This is a genomic window from Staphylococcus simulans (assembly GCF_002994445.1).
Lineage (GTDB): Bacteria > Bacillota > Bacilli > Staphylococcales > Staphylococcaceae > Staphylococcus > Staphylococcus simulans_B.
Map to the genome: position 1 here is coordinate 240,017 of NZ_MRZJ01000002.1, position 15,607 is coordinate 255,623.

A 15,607-nucleotide genomic window follows, 5' to 3' on the forward strand; every position below is an offset into this window, starting at 1 on the left:
GATGCTTGCCATCCAAATTGAACATGAGTTGAAAGGCGAAAAGCTGAAATTAGATATTCAAGATGAAGTACCTAAAATTTATGCAATACGCGGTCCTTCCGGCATCGGCAAAACGACCATCTTAAATATGATTGCGGGTTTGCGCGAAGCTGACACAGCTTACATTAAAGTCAACGATCATGTTTTAACCGATACGAAACAAGGGATTCAAGTTAAAATCCAAGAGCGTCAATTAGGATATTTATTTCAAGATTATCAGCTCTTTCCGAATATGACGGTGTATCAAAATATTACGTTTATGGCACAACCGTCAGAACATATAAAGACGCTGATGCATCAACTGAATATCAGCCATCTGACCAAACAATATCCAGCGAGATTATCAGGCGGGGAAGCACAACGGGTTGCTTTAGCAAGAGCATTAAGTACACGTCCGGATTTATTGATGCTGGATGAACCATTCTCGAGTTTAGATGATGCGACGAAAGATGAAAGCATGCGTCTAGTGCATCAATTGTTTAAACAATGGCAGATTCCGATTGTTTTTGTGACACATTCTCATTATGAAGCGCAGCAATTGGCTGATGAAATCATTACTATCGGCCACTTGAAAACAACATAATTGCATGACAGCCCGGTTTTGCATGAAGTATGCGAAACCGGGTTGTATTTTTGATAAATAATTGGAACAATTGTATCGTACAGCATTTCATCTTATAATAAAGATAATGCACTTTTAGGAAGGGATAGAAAGATGTCAGAACGTTATTCCAGACAAATATTATTTAAGAATATCGGAGCAGAGGGACAAAAGAAAATAACGCAAAAGCATGTCCTGATTATCGGTATGGGTGCATTAGGAACACATATCGCTGACGGATTAGTCAGAGCAGGCATTCGTCAGTTGACGATAGTGGATAGAGATTATATCGAATTCAGTAATCTGCAAAGACAAATGTTGTATACAGAAAAGGATGCGATCGATGCGATGCCAAAAGTCATTGCGGCTAAAGAAAAGCTGCAAGCTATTCGCAGCGATGTAGTGATTGATGCGCATATTGCACAAGTAAATCCTCAGTTTCTCGAGGATTACGGACAGTCTGCAGATTTAATATTAGATGCGACAGACAACTTTGATACACGCTTATTAGTCAATGACTTTGCGTACAAATACGAGATACCTTGGATTTATGGCGGTGTGGTACAAAGTACATACATTGAAGCGGCTTTTATTCCAGGACAGACACCTTGTTTCAATTGTTTGATGCCGCAGCTGCCGGTAATTAATATGACTTGTGATACTGTAGGGGTAATTCAGCCGGCGGTGACGATGACAACAAGTCTTCAAATCCGAGATGCGTTGAAAATTCTAACAGAGACACCTTTTACGCCTAAATTGACTTACGGCGATATTTGGGAAGGTACGCATTATACGTTCGGTTTCAGCCGAATGTTCAATCCAGAATGCCATACGTGCGGCAAAGCGCCGACTTACCCGCATTTAAATCATACAGATTTGCAGTTTGCGACATTATGCGGCAGAGATACTGTGCAGTACAACAATGAAGATATTACCCAGGAAATGCTCAGAGCATATTTAGATACGCATCATATTCAATATCATGCGAATCCTTATATGATCCGTTTTGAATTCAACAATCATCGTATTGTGAGCTTTTCAGGCGGACGGATGCTGATTCACGGCATGACACGACCTGAAGAAGCTATCAAGCTTATGAATCAATTATTAGGATAAATCTTTGAAATTGGAGGCCGATTTGAATGAAGAATGAACATGTTAATGTCAAATTAGATAGAACGATTAATGCGGCGGTATTAACCGTGTCTGATACAAGAACAAAAGAAACAGATAAAGGCGGCAAGCTGGCTAAAGAATTATTATCTGAACTTAATGTGGAAATTACAGATGAACACTACACAATTGTCAAAGATGACAAACAAGCGATTACTGAACAAGTTCAGCTTTGGTTGAATGATGGTGTAGATGTCATTATTACAACAGGCGGTACAGGTATTGCACAACGTGATGTGACAATCGAAGCAGTTACACCATTACTGACAAAAGAAATTGAAGGTTTCGGAGAATTGTTCAGATATTTAAGCTACGCAGAAGATGTCGGAACACGTGCATTATTATCACGTGCTGTCGGCGGTACAGTAGGCGAACAATTGATCTTCTCATTACCAGGTTCTTCAGGTGCCGTGAAACTTGCATTGGAAAAACTGATTAAACCAGAATTGAACCATTTAATTCATGAATTAACAAAATAAAGGCAAGATTAAGCGGTTAGGTTTCTACCAAAGTAAAAACTAACCGCTTCTTAGCATCATTTTTCATCCATTCAGCCTATTTCATATAGGCTTTATGCATTATATAATAGGTTTAACATGAAAAAAGCGAAATGACTTCAAAGCAATCGTAAGCTATACAATTGCTATGCATCATTTCGCGTTATTGTGCTGTTTTATTGTTTTACTCAAAAAACGGGTATTGCATTAAAATAAGCAGGTTACTCAGATGCTCTCTGGTAATCGCCGGATTTGCCTCCGGATTTTGAGATAAGGTAAGTTTCGCCGATGACCATGCCTTTATCGAGTGCTTTGGTCATATCGTAAACGGTTAAAGCTGTTGCTGAAGCAGCTGTGAGAGCTTCCATTTCTACGCCGGTCTTGCCAGAAGTAGAGACGGTTGCTTCAATGTTAAGTGTATAAGACGATGTTGTATCCCACTCGAATGCAATATCGATACCTGTCAGTGAGAGCGGATGACACATAGGAATAATCGTAGAGGTATTTTTAGCTGCCATGATTCCCGCGATTTGGGCAGTATTCAGCACATTACCTTTCTTATTTGTATGTTCGATAATTTGTTTGTAAATTGCTTCGTTAACTGTAATGCTGGAATGTGCAATTGCAGTACGTTTCGTAATCGATTTATCGGAAACGTCGACCATTTTCGCATTCCCTTGTGCATTAATATGAGTAAATTCAGACATGTTATTCCTCCTCGCTTAGACATTATAGCATGAAATAAATTGAATGATAGGAGTAGATAGTATATGCCAGTTGAAAAGAGAAATCCGATTGCGGTGAAAGAAGCCATTAAACGTGTGGTAGAACAAGATATTCGTATGCGAGGTCAAAACGTACCTTTAAATGACAGTTTAGGTTATATTCTTTCAGAAGATATTGTAGCAACATATGAAATTCCGCGCTTTGATAAATCGCCTTTCGATGGTTTTGCGCTGCGCAGTGAAGATACACAAGGGGCAAGCGGCGACAACCGTATCGAATTCGAAGTGATTGATCACATTGGCGCAGGCAGTGTTTCTGATAAAACAGTTGGTCCGAATCAAGCAGTGCGCATCATGACAGGTGCAGAAATGCCTGCAGGTGCAGATGCTGTAGTCATGCTTGAACAAACGCGTGAAGGCGAGCATTCATTTACTATCCGCAAGCCATTCGAACCGAATGAAAACGTATCGTTAAAAGGTGAAGAAACAGAAGTCGGAGATGTTGTATTGAAACAAGGTCAGCGTATCAATGCCGGTGCGATTGCGGTACTTGCGACATTCGGCTATACAGAAGTACCGGTGAAAAGATTGCCTTCTGCTGCGATAATCGCAACAGGCAGTGAACTCTTAGATGTCGATGATGAATTAGAACCAGGTAAAATCCGTAATTCCAACGGACCGATGATTCAAGGATTATTGAAACAGTTCGGTTTAACTGGAGAAGTCTATAAAATTCAAGAAGATGACTTCGAAAGCAGCTTAGCTGTTGTAAAAGAAGCTTTATCAACACATGATATGGTTATTACTACAGGCGGCGTTTCTGTCGGAGATTTTGATTATCTGCCATCTATCTATAAATCGTTAGGTGCTGAAGTATTATTCAATAAAGTTCAAATGCGCCCAGGAAGTGTAACAACTGTTGCGGTCGCAGACGGCCATTATTTATTCGGCTTATCAGGCAATCCATCTGCATGTTATACAGGTTTTGAGTTATTTGTGAAACCGGCAGTATTGAATATGATGGGCGCAAAAGAAAGATTCCCGCAAGTTGTTAAAGCAACTTTAATGGAAGACTTCAAGAAAGCTAATCCATTTACACGTTTCATTCGTGCTAAAGCAACATTAAACGGTATGCAAGCAACGGTAGTACCTTCTGGCTTTAACAAATCAGGTGCTGTTGTAGCAATTGCTCACAGTAATGCGATGATTATGCTGCCGAGCGGTACACGCGGCTTTGAAAAAGGCCATACTGTAGATGTTATCTTAACTGAAACAGATACATTTGAAGAGGAACTGTCATTATGATTTTACAGATTGTGGGGTATAAAGATTCCGGCAAAACAACAGTGTTGCAAGCACTGGTTGGATTTTTGAAAGCACAAGGCTATCGTGTGGTCACGGTTAAGCATCATGGGCATGGTGCTGAAGATATTGCATTGCCTGATGCTGAAGTCGATCATATGAAACATTTTAATGCAGGTGCTGATCAAAGTATTGTGCAAGGACATCAATTGCGCGAAACGTTAACACGTACTGCTGAATCTGATTTATCCCGCATCATTGCCAAAGCTGTAACGATTGATTATGATATTGTGCTGGTTGAAGGATTCAAACAAGCAGACTACGATAAAATCATTATTTATAAAAACTCTGAGGAATACTCTTCTTTATCAGCGCTGAGTCATGTACAATATAAGTTACCGTTTCAAAATACTTCAGATTTAAGCCATTTAAAAGAATGGCTGATATCTTTTATCGATAGAAAAAAGGATGAGTCAAAATGAAACAATTCGAAGTTGTCACTGATCCGATTCAAACAGAACAATACCGCGACTTCACCTTGACACCGCATCAAGGGGCAGTTGTAGTATTTACAGGACATGTGCGCGAATGGACAAAAGGAATTCGTACAGAACACCTTGAATATGAAGCTTATATCCCGATGGCAGAGAAAAAATTAGCTCAAATCGGCGATGAAATCAATGAACAATGGCCGGGTACGATTGTTAGTATCGTACACCGTATCGGACCGCTTCATATTTCTGATATTGCAGTCTTGATTGCAGTATCTTCACCGCATCGAAAAGATGCTTATGCGGCCAATGAATATGCGATTGACCGCATAAAAGAGGTCGTACCGATTTGGAAAAAAGAAATTTGGGAAGATGGCGCAGAATGGATCGGCCATCAACGCGGTTATCATGATGATGCAATTGAAAGGGGGCAAACAGAATGAAAGTCCTTTATTTTGCGGAAATCAAAGAAATTTTGCAAAAAGATAATGATCAATTTCAAATCAACGATGAAATGACAGTGGAAGCATTCAAAGACTATTTATTTGATAAGTATCCTGAAATCAATGGGAAACAATTTCAAGTTGCACTGAATGAAGAATTTGTGCCGAATCACGAAATGATTCAGCCTTCAGATGTGGTTGCTTTGATTCCACCGGTAAGCGGAGGTTAACAGAAAGTGAAAGCAATTATATTAGCAGGCGGGCGTTCAGAACGCTTCGGCGCCCCAAAGGCATTTGCACAAATTAATAACAAAATGTTCTATCAGCACATCATAGATGCGGTAGAAGCAACAAATATGTTCAGTGAAATTATTATCAGTTCCAATGCGGAGCTGGCAGATCGTTTTGAAAATGTGAAAGTGATTGTAGATGATGCTCAGCATAAAGATAAAGGGCCGCTTTCAGGGATCTATTCAGTGATGAAACAAGATTATGAAGCGGAACTCTTCTTTGTGATTTCAGTCGACACACCACTTGTCACTGAAAAAGCGATTAGTGCATTATATCGGTTCTTAGTCGAACATCTGATTGAGGATCAATTAGATATTGCTGGGTATAAGGAAGACGGATTCCCGATTCCTACTATCGCATTTTACAGTCCGACATGTCTGCCGGTAATTGCACGTGCTTTAGAATCAGATGATTACAGTATGAAGCATGTGTATAACCAAGTAGCTTCAGATTGGTTAGATGTGCATGAGGCAGAAACACAACCGAATTGGTATAAAAATATCAACTATCCCCAAGATTTAGCAAGTGTTGAAAATCATTCGCTTTGATGTAAAGTATCAAGCGTAATCAGAGAAAGAGAAGGGGGTCAAAAGATGGTAAAACAAATAACAGATAAACTCGGTCGTCCGATTCGCGACTTAAGATTATCCGTGACAGATCGCTGTAATTTCAGGTGTGATTACTGTATGCCTAAAGAAATATTCGGCGATGACTTTGTCTTTTTACCCAAAGATGAATTATTGACTTTCAGTGAAATGGAAAGAATTGCTCGCGTATATACACGTCTAGGTGTGAAGAAAATCCGTATCACAGGCGGAGAACCTTTAATGCGCAGAGATTTATATAAATTAATAGCAGCCTTAAACAAAATAGAAGGCGTAGAAGATATTGGTTTAACAACGAACGGCTTATTGCTGAAAAAGCATGGTCAGAATTTATATGATGCCGGCTTGCGCCGTATTAATGTCAGTTTGGATGCGATAGATGATAAACTCTTCCAATCCATTAATAACCGTAATATCAAGGCACAAACGATCCTTGAACAAATTGATTATGCTGTATCCATCGGCTTTAAAGTGAAAATCAATGTGGTGGTGCAAAAAGGTGTTAATGATGACCAGATTATTCCGATGATTCAATACTTCAAAGATAAAGATATTGAAGTACGTTTTATTGAATTTATGGATGTCGGCAATGATAACGGCTGGGATTTCAGCAAAGTCGTAACTAAAGATGAGATGTTGACGATGATTGAAGATGAGTTCGATATTGAAGCAGTCGAACCGAAATATTATGGGGAAGTCGCAAAATATTATCGTCATAAAGATAACGGTGCACAGTTCGGATTGATTACTAGTGTTTCTCAATCATTCTGTTCTACATGTACCAGAGCACGTTTGTCTTCAGACGGCAAGTTCTACGGCTGTTTATTCAGTACAGTCGACGGCTTTAATGTCAAAGAATTTATGCGTTCAGGCAAAACAGACGAACAGCTCCAAGCGAAATTTGAAGAACTTTGGAATATTCGAGATGATCGTTATTCTGATGAGCGTACAGAACAAACTGTCGCAAACCGCAGACGCAAGAAAATCAACATGAATTATATCGGCGGTTAAATTAAAAAAGCGTGTATTTTCAATTTCATTTTGAAAATACACGCTTTTTCATGTTTTATTACTTCGCATTTACTTTGAATTCTTTAATCACTTGTGCCACAAACAGACGTTGTGCATCATTAAGTAAATAAAAAACTTGACGCTCATCAGTTTCAGAGCGTTCTTTAGCAATGAGCTCTCTTTTGTAGAGCTTGCGAATTAATACATCAATCTTACTCGTATTCCATTTCATGTCATAATGTAATGAATCTCTTAACACTTTACCGGTAATTTTGTCTGTACCAAAGAAGCGATATAAAATAATGAATTCTTCCATGGACAGATGATACTCGGACTTCAGCCAGTATTTAATTTGGCTGAGCTTGCATTCGGTATCGATAAATTGGTCAATTGTTTGAGTCATAGATATTCCTCCTTCTGTTCTTCGTTGTTGTACTCCCCTGGGAATATTAATAGAATAACTTATTATATTATATAACGTTTTTCAAGTTAAATCTATTATGTTTCGTTTACTATAATAGTAAAATTAGTGAGATATCATGGACATTATGACGAAAGATTGAATAATTTGAGTGATAGGTTCACAAATCATGCAATCTTCAGATATGAAATAAATATGACAAATGTCATAAATAAGATGTGACAGACGTTACTAGAGCCGAATTATTTCAAGATATACAATTAATATAAATTGAAATGAGGTGGGCTTATGATAAAGATAAATCAGTTAACAAAAAGTTTTAAACGCACAAAAGCAGTAGATCATGTGACTTTAGACATCGCACAAAGCAATTGTACGGCACTCATCGGTGTGAACGGTGCTGGGAAATCTACATTGATTGATTTGATTTTAGGCAATCTGCACCCTGACAGCGGAACCATCGATATGGATGGTTTCAAATCCAGCCAAATCGGTGTACTTTTCCAAAAGACTGTATTTAATGATTTTGTAAAAGTAAAAGAGCTTTATCGGTTATATGCTTCATTTTATAAAGACCCGTTAACGTTTGATGCATTCCAAAAGATGACACAATTCAGCAAGCAGCAGATGAATCAATATGCGAATAAACTATCCGGCGGTCAGCAGCGTTTATTAGATTTTGCGCTTGTAATGGTCGGCAAACCGCAGCTGATTATCTTAGATGAGCCGACTTCTGCGATGGATGCTAAGACGAGACGTTATTTTTGGTCTTTAATAGAAACGTTAAAAACAGAAGGCAAAACAATTCTTTATACAACACATTACTTAGAGGAAGTAGAACGTGTGGCAGATAGAGTGGTTGTGTTGAGAAAAGGACAAGTCATTAATGATACGACGCCTTCGAAACTCAGACATGAAAACAGAGCTTCAACGATTTGCATGCCTGAAATCTATGAACCGCAAATCAAGCAGCATACAACGTTAGCTTATCAGAAACATCAAGGAGAACTGCGAATTGTTGCGGATAATGTACAAGCTGTACTTGTAATCTTGATGGGGTTAAAGCTTGATTTAAATGAAATTGAAATCAAAAAAGGTTCGATTGAAGATTATGTATTTGAAGGAGAACGGGAGGTTTCAGCATGATATTAAGCTACTTAAAACTAGATTGGTCCGTTACTTTGCGTCAAAAGGTTTATTTATTACTATCAATCGGCTTGCCGCTCGCATTTTTCTTACTCTTTACTGCAATTAATGATGTCCCAAAAGCGCAGCAAAACCAAGTCTATAAAGAAATATTATTTAATATGACAACTTTCAGTCTGACAAGTTTCTCGCTTATGACATTCCCGACTGAATTATTGCTGGATAAACAAAACGGGTGGCAAAAGAAATTGTTTGCGACACCGATGACACCTGCACATTATTATTTGGCAAAAGTGCTGAAAATGATGAGTTTATTTGTCATGACGATTGTGCTGATCTTTATTGTAGGTGCAACAGTCAGAGATATTGAAATGCCGGCGTCTGAGTGGCTGATTTCTGGATTGTTATTGTGGATCGGATCCAGTTTGTTTTTATCTATCGGCTTATTGATTGCGCAAAGTGCTGATATTAAACAAGCAGGCGGTATCGGCAACTTATTATATATTGGTTTAGCAATCACTGGCGGTTTATGGTTCCCGACAGAACTGTTTCCGAAATGGTTGGAAAAACTTTCTTATTATACACCGACATATCAGCTTAAGCATTTAGGTTTAGAGTTTGTGCAAGATCAAACGATTAATTTTACTGCACTTGGTTTTCTTTCTGGTTATTGTATACTATTTATAATTCTTGCTTTAGCCATTCAGAAGAAAACGGATGTGGTGTGATTGGATTATTTATTACACAAAGTTAAAGAGAATCCATTTGGAGTCGGCAGTTTTATCTATCTTGTATTTCCAATTATCAATTTGTTTTACATTGACATTAACGGACCATTAGCCCTTGCGATTGTGTGGATTGTCGTGTTTTCACTCAACTATATTATCATTATCTTATCAGATATTTATCTTTTTAAAATGCGGCGTTTAGCTGCATGGCTGATTTATTTAGCAGGTGTGATTTATTTTTGCTGGGCAATGGGCAGTATGTTCATTATGTTCTTTTTTTTCGGTTCATTTGTACTGCCTTATGTCTATCAGTGTTCTGTTAAATCAATCGAGACCATTCTTTATTTTATAGCACTATTAGTAGCAACAGGCGTTTCATTGTACCTGTTGTCGGCAGCTTCACCCATCATCTTTGTTTTAGACTTGGTAGTATTAATCGCGTTATTCAGCAATTTCAGAATCAATGATTCGAGTAAAGCAAAAGCACAGTTAGAGCAAAAGAACCGTTATATTAATTTATTGATTGCGGAACAAGAGCGCCAAAGAATCGGTCAAGATCTGCATGATACATTAGGGCACGTCTTTGCGAGTTTAAGTATTAAGTCAGAACTTGCAGTTAAGCTTGTGGATCAACATCCTGAACAAGCTAAAAAAGAAATGATGATGGTTAATGAGTTGTCAAAAGAAGCATTAAATAAAGTCAGAGGGATAGTAGAAACATTAAAGTTTCAAGACTTTAAAGAAGAAGTGATATCTGTACGCAATTTGCTGGATCAAGCTGATATTGCGTTTGAGTTTAAAGGGGAAGATCAAACCAGAACAATGAATAGGGGCCAGCAATCCATACTGTCGATGATATTGAGAGAAGCGGTCAACAATATTATCAAGCATGCGCATGCGACGAAAGTAAATGGATGGCTCAAAGAAGAAAAGCAGATGATTGTTTTAATGATCAGCGACAATGGTTTAGGGATGAAAGATAACGAAACACAGACATTGCACAGCATTGAAGAACGTGTCTCATTATTAAACGGTACACTTAACATCGCGTCTCATCATGGTGTGACATTAACGATTGAAATTCCAAGGGGTGAAAGCTTATGATTTCTGTAGTATTAGCTGAAGATCAAGAAATGTTGAGACAAGCGATGGTACAGCTGATTGAGATGGATGCATCGATTCAAATTACAGGAGATACAGCGAGCGGTTCAACAGCGTGGGAAATGATACAAGAACAAGCACCTGATATCGCAGTGCTGGATATTGAAATGCCTGGATTAACAGGCCTTGAAGTACTAAGTAAAATACGCGAAGCTGAACTTGAGACTAAGGTCATTATTGTGACGACATTCAAACGTCCTGGTTATTTTGAAAGAGCTGTCGCAAATGATGTGGATGCTTATGTCTTAAAAGAACGCTCTGTAGATGAACTGATTAAGACTATGCATAACGTAATGCAGGGGCAAAAAGAATACAGCGAATCTTTAATGACTACATTCTTTAAAGAGAAAAATCCGTTAACACCTTCAGAACAGTTGATCCTAAAAGAAATCGGCAATGGCTACTCAAGCAAAGAAATCGCACAAAAACTTTTTCTTTCAAACGGAACCGTACGCAACTACATCTCCAATGTAATTGATAAATTGGAAACGGAAAACCGCTTTGATGCATGGAAGAAAGCCATGGAAAAAGGATGGATTATTTAAATACAGTAGTAATTTTTTCTGTGTCATCAAACAAAAATTAAAAACAGGAAGATTTTCATTGTTTATTATGAAAATCTTCCTGTTTTCTAGGTTTTGAGAAATCTATTTGTTCAAGCTTCTCAGAGTGGTAGATATTAATTTGTTTCTAAGTATTTTACTTTACGGCCGTGCAAGAAGTAGTAGACGATTGCGGTAATGATTGTAAGGACAGCCATGTAACCATAAAGCTGTGCATAGGTAATCATAGAAGTAAAGGCGCCTAATACAGAAGGGCCGAATCCGATACCGAAATCAATACCGATAAAGAATGTAGATGTTGCGAGTCCGTATTTTTCAGGTGTAGTGACTTTGATGGCTATGGCTTGCATGAGTGATGACAAGTTGCCGTAGCCGACACCTAATGCTGCACCGGCAAGCAGCAACATCCAGCCTGAATGTGAGAAGTATAACAGCACGAAGCTGAGTAATAAGAATAAGTAAGATGGATAAACGACAACGTTTTCGTTTTTGTTATCCATTAAGCGTCCAGTTACAGGACGTGTAACTAGTGAAGTTAACGCATAGAAAATAAAGAAGTAACTGGATACAGCAACTAAGTTGCGTTCTTCCGCAAAGAACTTCAAGAATGTCAGTACAGATGAATAAGTGACACCTGTAATTAATATTACAATCGCAATCGGTACGGCATCTTTAGCGATAAACTGACTCAAGCTGAAGCCTTTAGATTTTGTATGAGTCGGCTCTGATGTTGTTTCGAAATTGATTTGAATCAAGAATGAAAGCAAGAGTCCGATGATACCCAATGCGAGACATAAACCGAATAAGACATCGATTGAGAAGTGATTTGAAAGTAATAAACCAAAGAAAGGTCCTACAGCTGTACCTAAAACAAGACTGAGCGAGAACATACTGATGCCTTCGCTTTTACGTTCTGGCGGTGTGATATAAGCTGCAATCGTACCTGTTGCGGTGGTTGCTACAGCTGTCGCAATACCGTTGATAAGTCTTGTGAACATTAAAAAACCAAGCGAACCTTCGATAAAGTAAAGGGCTTGTGTAATAATTAAAAAGATAAGTCCGATGAGCAATGTACGCTTCGGACCGATAGCGTTCACATATTTCCCCGTAATAAAACGTCCGATTAAAGATCCGACGATGAATAAACCGGTTACCAGACCGGATAAACTATCTGAAACACCGTATTCGCTTTTACTGTATCCTGCAATCACGACGATTAAGAGATACATACAAAGATATACGAAAAAGTTAACCATGAAGTTCATGTTGAAACTTTTAGTCCAAATCGGTGCGTGTTGTGCGTGGCTATGGTTCAAGCTGATACCTCCCTATAAAATATTTTTTAATGCTTGAAGTGTTTTGATTGTACATTCCATGTCTTCTTGTGAAATACCTGCTGCTTTAATGCTGTTTTGCTGAAAGGCTGTTACTTGTTCCATCACTTCGTGATAGATGGTATTGCCTTTGTCTGTAAGTCCTAATAATTTCTGTCTCTTATCTTCCCCTGGAGTGACAGTTAATAGATCAAATTCGTGCAAGACTTTTAATAATTTGCGTGTTGAAGGTTTCTCAATAGAACGGCGTTTTGAGATTTCAACTAACGTTGTAGGTGCATGCAGATAAATATCTTTCAACACTAAAAATTGTGCAGTATGCAAATGATACTTATCGAGCAAAGGTTGCACTTGTTTAATATAAGGTCTGTAAAGTTCTGTAAAACTATTGAATAATTGATTGGTTTCCATAAGATGCGGCTCCTTAAATTAATATAGAGGCTGTAAACCTTTCGATAAAGGCACAACCTCCTAACGCACGAAGTAACATTTTATTTTGCAGGGTAGTTTGAAAAGACTTCGTACAATCTATAAAAGGTTAGCTTAGCTAACTAATTTACTTTTCCATTGTAGAGAATCTGAAAGTAAAAATCAAGTTCTTTTTTGAATTTGTTCCTAAAAAAAGCATTCGTGTACATTATTTGATAAGATGGAGAAAAATAAGAGAGGATGGTTGTAATGCCGCACTTAAAATTTGATCATATCATCCATTACATTAAACACATTGATGAGTTCCAATATCCTGGTGAAGTGATGAAACTCTCACCAGGCGGATTGCATAATCGTTACGGTACACATAACAAGCTTGCATATACAGACCTTGCTTATATTGAATTAATCGGTGTAAATGATGAAGAAAAATTAAAACGTGTGATTAAAACAAATGAAGGCCGTGTTTCATTCGTCGCAAAAATAGTACAGGATAATTTTATTCAAGGCTTTAAAGCCATTGCTTTACGTACAGATGATATCGACCAATTGAAAAATGATTTCGAAGCAAAAGGATTAGATGTTGTCGGACCGATTGAAATGGGTCGCGAGAATAAAAAGGGTGAACAAACTTCTTGGCGTTTATTATATTTGAATCAGCCCGATGCGGAATTAAAACCGCCTTTCTTTATTGAATGGAAAAAGTCCGAATCACAAAGAGAAGAGATGCTGGCAAACAAATTTCAGCCGCAGTTCAAAATAAAAGCCATTGAAATTCAAACAACGAAACAAGCACTCGTTGTGAATCAATGGCGAGATTGGTTTGATATGGAAGTGGTCTCAGAAGAAGAAGGGGCGACTGTTTTAGCATTGCCTGGCGAAGAGATTGAATACTGTATTAAAGAAGGCCGCAAAAATAAGTATTCAGTCGTGATTCAAGACAGCGAAACAGACACACCTTATAATATTGTGACACGCGGCGGAGAATACCACTTTATCCCATAAGTATTAATAAATATAATGATACACAGCATTCGCAATCATAATCGCATGTGTTAAAGCAACGACCAATAATATTATGGCTAATGTTAAGTCGAGCTTTGATCGATGCAAGAGGACAAGATAAACTGCGATGACTGCAGAGAATGCAGTAAAGAATACGCGCAAGCTTAAATTATCTATTTGAACATGGTTAGCTAATGTTATACTAATAACAATGAAGTTCAATACAATCATGATACCTAAAAAGATATTTCTCACCTTTCTCACCTCGATGTCTTTAATGTTTAAAAGGATCCTGTGTGAGGATACAACATGAAAGTCGTTTGGTTTCATTGTATAATAACTAGATAGCGTAAGGAAAATAAAGGAGATTTTTATTTTATGGAAAAGATGAATATCACGAACCAAGAACATGATGCATTTGTTAAATCTCATCCGAATGGTGATTTGCTTCAACTCACACAATGGGCAGAAACGAAGAAATTGACAGGGTGGTACTCAAGACGTGTAGCTGTCGGAGAAAACGGTGAAATCAAAGGGGTAGCACAACTCCTTTTCAAAAAAGTACCGAAATTACCGTTCACACTTTGTTATGTATCTCGAGGGTTCGTCGCAGATTATGATGATAAAGCAGTCATCGAAGCCCTCCTTGAACATACAAAAGCTGCAGCACAAAGCGAAAAAGCATATACGATAAAAATCGATCCGGATGTTGAAGTAGATAAAGCAGGACAAGCTTTAACACACTTGAAACAATTAGGATTCAAACATAAAGGGTTTAAAGAAGGTTTATCTAAAGATTACATCCAACCGCGTATGACAATGATTACGCCGATTGATAAATCAGATGAGGAACTGATTCAAAGTTTTGAACGCAGAAACCGTTCAAAAGTTCGTTTAGCATTGAAACGCGGCACAAAAGTAGAACGCAAAAGCCGCGAAGATTTGAAAATCTTTGCTGATTTAATGCGTATTACAGGTGAACGCGATGGTTTCTTAACACGTGATATCAGCTACTTCGAAAATATCTATGATGCGTTGCATCCAGATGGGGACGCTGAATTATTCTTAGTGAAATTAGAACCTGCACCTGTATTAAAAGAATTAAACGGAGAAAATGCAGAAGTCGAACAAGATATCGAACGTTTGAAACAGAAAAAACAAGATAAAAAGACGTTGAATAAAATCAAAGATGCTGAAGCGAAAATTGCACGCAACCAAAAATTGATTGACCAAATGAAAGAACTAGAAAGCACACATCCTGAAGGTGTCTATTTATCAGGCGCATTGTTAATGTTCTGCGGTCAAAAATCATACTATTTATATGGTGCATCTTCAAATGATTATCGTGACTTCTTGCCGAACCATCACATGCAATTTGAAATGATGCGTTATGCACGTGAAAAAGGCGCAACAACTTATGATTTCGGCGGCACAGACAATGATCCGGATAAAGATTCAGAACACTATGGCTTATGGGCCTTCAAGAAAACATGGGGTACGTATTTAAGCGAGAAAATCGGTGAGTTCGATTATCCGCTCAACCAACCATTATTCTATGTTATCGAACATTTAAAACCAGCGTTGACCAAAGCTAAAATCAAAGCGTCACGCAAACTTAAAGGCAAAAAATAATAAAAGAAGA

The 15,607-nt window shown here is 38.0% G+C and carries 20 protein-coding genes; 15 read left to right on the plus strand and 5 right to left on the minus strand.

Translation table 11 applies throughout. From position 1 onward, the window contains the following. Position 1 precedes the first annotated feature (1 nt). The 3 genes from C7N65_RS04500 (at position 2) to C7N65_RS04510 (ending at position 2,292) form a co-directional block, all read left to right on the plus strand. Positions 2-622, plus strand: coding sequence for an ATP-binding cassette domain-containing protein (locus tag C7N65_RS04500; protein ID WP_105993284.1), 621 nt, complete (start codon positions 2-4; stop codon positions 620-622). Positions 623-754: 132 nt separating this feature from the next. Continuing rightward, entirely contained in the window at positions 755-1,756 is a 1,002-nt protein-coding gene (locus C7N65_RS04505; RefSeq protein ID WP_105993285.1) for a ThiF family adenylyltransferase, read from the plus strand. A 26-nt stretch (positions 1,757-1,782) separates the two neighbouring features. After that, the gene (locus tag C7N65_RS04510; protein WP_105993286.1) at positions 1,783-2,292 is read left to right on the plus strand and encodes a molybdenum cofactor biosynthesis protein B; all 510 of its coding nucleotides are present in this window, start codon (positions 1,783-1,785) and stop codon (positions 2,290-2,292) included. Positions 2,293-2,531: 239 nt separating this feature from the next. Here the strand turns inward: C7N65_RS04510 and moaC are convergent, their stop codons facing one another. Further along, a complete protein-coding gene (gene moaC / locus C7N65_RS04515) occupies positions 2,532-3,017 on the minus strand; it encodes a cyclic pyranopterin monophosphate synthase MoaC (RefSeq protein ID WP_105993287.1) in 486 nt (161 codons plus the stop codon). 63 nt (positions 3,018-3,080) lie between these two features. Between moaC and glp the strand changes: the two genes are divergently transcribed. The 6 genes from glp to moaA are packed head-to-tail and all read left to right on the plus strand — an operon-like array spanning position 3,081 to position 7,178. After that, positions 3,081-4,340, plus strand: coding sequence for a gephyrin-like molybdotransferase Glp (gene glp, locus C7N65_RS04520; RefSeq protein WP_105993288.1), 1,260 nt, complete (start codon positions 3,081-3,083; stop codon positions 4,338-4,340). After that, positions 4,337-4,819, plus strand: coding sequence for a molybdopterin-guanine dinucleotide biosynthesis protein B (gene mobB, locus C7N65_RS04525; protein ID WP_105993289.1), 483 nt, complete (start codon positions 4,337-4,339; stop codon positions 4,817-4,819). Before glp ends, mobB begins: the two co-directional genes overlap by 4 nt. After that, positions 4,816-5,271: a molybdenum cofactor biosynthesis protein MoaE gene (locus C7N65_RS04530; protein WP_105993290.1), complete on the plus strand. Its 456-nt coding sequence runs from the start codon at positions 4,816-4,818 to the stop codon at positions 5,269-5,271. Before mobB ends, C7N65_RS04530 begins: the two co-directional genes overlap by 4 nt. Then, positions 5,268-5,501: a molybdopterin converting factor subunit 1 gene (gene moaD, locus C7N65_RS04535; RefSeq protein ID WP_105993291.1), complete on the plus strand. Its 234-nt coding sequence runs from the start codon at positions 5,268-5,270 to the stop codon at positions 5,499-5,501. Before C7N65_RS04530 ends, moaD begins: the two co-directional genes overlap by 4 nt. Before the next feature lie 6 nt (positions 5,502-5,507). Then, a complete protein-coding gene (mobA, locus tag C7N65_RS04540) occupies positions 5,508-6,110 on the plus strand; it encodes a molybdenum cofactor guanylyltransferase MobA (protein ID WP_105993292.1) in 603 nt (200 codons plus the stop codon). A gap of 45 nt (positions 6,111-6,155) precedes the next feature. Then, positions 6,156-7,178, plus strand: coding sequence for a GTP 3',8-cyclase MoaA (gene moaA / locus C7N65_RS04545; RefSeq protein ID WP_105993293.1), 1,023 nt, complete (start codon positions 6,156-6,158; stop codon positions 7,176-7,178). A gap of 58 nt (positions 7,179-7,236) precedes the next feature. Here the strand turns inward: moaA and C7N65_RS04550 are convergent, their stop codons facing one another. After that, positions 7,237-7,581: a transcriptional regulator, SarA/Rot family gene (locus C7N65_RS04550; protein ID WP_105993294.1), complete on the minus strand. Its 345-nt coding sequence runs from the start codon at positions 7,579-7,581 to the stop codon at positions 7,237-7,239. A gap of 306 nt (positions 7,582-7,887) precedes the next feature. Here C7N65_RS04550 and C7N65_RS04555 point away from each other — a divergent pair, with 306 nt between their 5' ends. The 4 genes from C7N65_RS04555 to C7N65_RS04570 are packed head-to-tail and all read left to right on the plus strand — an operon-like array spanning position 7,888 to position 11,179. After that, positions 7,888-8,745, plus strand: coding sequence for an ABC transporter ATP-binding protein (locus C7N65_RS04555; RefSeq protein ID WP_105993295.1), 858 nt, complete (start codon positions 7,888-7,890; stop codon positions 8,743-8,745). Further along, positions 8,742-9,473 carry an ABC transporter permease gene (locus tag C7N65_RS04560; RefSeq protein ID WP_105993296.1) on the plus strand — a complete coding sequence of 244 codons (732 nt, stop codon included), beginning with the start codon at positions 8,742-8,744 and terminating at the stop codon, positions 9,471-9,473. The genes C7N65_RS04555 and C7N65_RS04560 overlap by 4 nt, the downstream gene beginning before the upstream one ends. Continuing rightward, positions 9,474-10,577: a sensor histidine kinase gene (locus C7N65_RS04565; protein ID WP_105993297.1), complete on the plus strand. Its 1,104-nt coding sequence runs from the start codon at positions 9,474-9,476 to the stop codon at positions 10,575-10,577. Continuing rightward, entirely contained in the window at positions 10,574-11,179 is a 606-nt protein-coding gene (locus C7N65_RS04570; RefSeq protein WP_105993298.1) for a response regulator transcription factor, read from the plus strand. The genes C7N65_RS04565 and C7N65_RS04570 overlap by 4 nt, the downstream gene beginning before the upstream one ends. A 134-nt stretch (positions 11,180-11,313) precedes the next feature. On the opposite strand, the gene C7N65_RS04575 is transcribed toward C7N65_RS04570, so the two are convergent. Together C7N65_RS04575 and C7N65_RS04580 are read right to left on the minus strand one after the other, a co-directional pair. Next, on the minus strand, positions 11,314-12,462 hold the full coding sequence (locus tag C7N65_RS04575; protein WP_105993380.1) for an MFS transporter: 1,149 nt from the start codon (positions 12,460-12,462) through the stop codon (positions 11,314-11,316). A gap of 63 nt (positions 12,463-12,525) precedes the next feature. Next, positions 12,526-12,942 carry a MarR family winged helix-turn-helix transcriptional regulator gene (locus tag C7N65_RS04580; RefSeq protein WP_105993299.1) on the minus strand — a complete coding sequence of 139 codons (417 nt, stop codon included), beginning with the start codon at positions 12,940-12,942 and terminating at the stop codon, positions 12,526-12,528. A gap of 267 nt (positions 12,943-13,209) precedes the next feature. Here C7N65_RS04580 and C7N65_RS04585 point away from each other — a divergent pair, with 267 nt between their 5' ends. Then, positions 13,210-13,965 (plus strand): VOC family protein, encoded by a 756-nt coding sequence (locus C7N65_RS04585; RefSeq protein WP_105993381.1) that lies wholly within the window; start codon positions 13,210-13,212, stop codon positions 13,963-13,965. 3 nt (positions 13,966-13,968) lie between these two features. Here the strand turns inward: C7N65_RS04585 and C7N65_RS04590 are convergent, their stop codons facing one another. Further along, a complete protein-coding gene (locus C7N65_RS04590) occupies positions 13,969-14,220 on the minus strand; it encodes a hypothetical protein (protein WP_105993300.1) in 252 nt (83 codons plus the stop codon). Between the two features lie 123 nt (positions 14,221-14,343). On the opposite strand from C7N65_RS04590, the gene C7N65_RS04595 reads away from it, so the two are divergent. Further along, the gene (locus C7N65_RS04595; RefSeq protein ID WP_105993301.1) at positions 14,344-15,597 is read left to right on the plus strand and encodes a peptidoglycan bridge formation glycyltransferase FemA/FemB family protein; all 1,254 of its coding nucleotides are present in this window, start codon (positions 14,344-14,346) and stop codon (positions 15,595-15,597) included. The last annotated feature ends 10 nt before the right edge of the window (positions 15,598-15,607 follow it).

Bases quoted from the DNA above. Each gene is read 5' to 3' on its own strand.
- C7N65_RS04550 (WP_105993294.1), bottom strand. From the start codon at position 7,581: ATGACTCAAACAATTGACCAATTTATCGATACCGAATGCAAGCTCAGC.
- C7N65_RS04570 (WP_105993298.1), top strand. From the start codon at position 10,574: ATGATTTCTGTAGTATTAGCTGAAGATCAAGAAATGTTGAGACAAGCG.
- C7N65_RS04500 (WP_105993284.1), top strand. From the start codon at position 2: ATGCTTGCCATCCAAATTGAACATGAGTTGAAAGGCGAAAAGCTGAAA.
- C7N65_RS04595 (WP_105993301.1), top strand. From the start codon at position 14,344: ATGGAAAAGATGAATATCACGAACCAAGAACATGATGCATTTGTTAAA.
- C7N65_RS04505 (WP_105993285.1), top strand. From the start codon at position 755: ATGTCAGAACGTTATTCCAGACAAATATTATTTAAGAATATCGGAGCA.
- moaC (WP_105993287.1), bottom strand. From the start codon at position 3,017: ATGTCTGAATTTACTCATATTAATGCACAAGGGAATGCGAAAATGGTC.
- C7N65_RS04555 (WP_105993295.1), top strand. From the start codon at position 7,888: ATGATAAAGATAAATCAGTTAACAAAAAGTTTTAAACGCACAAAAGCA.
- C7N65_RS04585 (WP_105993381.1), top strand. From the start codon at position 13,210: ATGCCGCACTTAAAATTTGATCATATCATCCATTACATTAAACACATT.
- mobB (WP_105993289.1), top strand. From the start codon at position 4,337: ATGATTTTACAGATTGTGGGGTATAAAGATTCCGGCAAAACAACAGTG.
- C7N65_RS04510 (WP_105993286.1), top strand. From the start codon at position 1,783: ATGAAGAATGAACATGTTAATGTCAAATTAGATAGAACGATTAATGCG.
- moaD (WP_105993291.1), top strand. From the start codon at position 5,268: ATGAAAGTCCTTTATTTTGCGGAAATCAAAGAAATTTTGCAAAAAGAT.
- C7N65_RS04575 (WP_105993380.1), bottom strand. From the start codon at position 12,462: ATGAACTTCATGGTTAACTTTTTCGTATATCTTTGTATGTATCTCTTA.
- moaA (WP_105993293.1), top strand. From the start codon at position 6,156: ATGGTAAAACAAATAACAGATAAACTCGGTCGTCCGATTCGCGACTTA.
- C7N65_RS04580 (WP_105993299.1), bottom strand. From the start codon at position 12,942: ATGGAAACCAATCAATTATTCAATAGTTTTACAGAACTTTACAGACCT.
- glp (WP_105993288.1), top strand. From the start codon at position 3,081: ATGCCAGTTGAAAAGAGAAATCCGATTGCGGTGAAAGAAGCCATTAAA.
- C7N65_RS04530 (WP_105993290.1), top strand. From the start codon at position 4,816: ATGAAACAATTCGAAGTTGTCACTGATCCGATTCAAACAGAACAATAC.
- C7N65_RS04560 (WP_105993296.1), top strand. From the start codon at position 8,742: ATGATATTAAGCTACTTAAAACTAGATTGGTCCGTTACTTTGCGTCAA.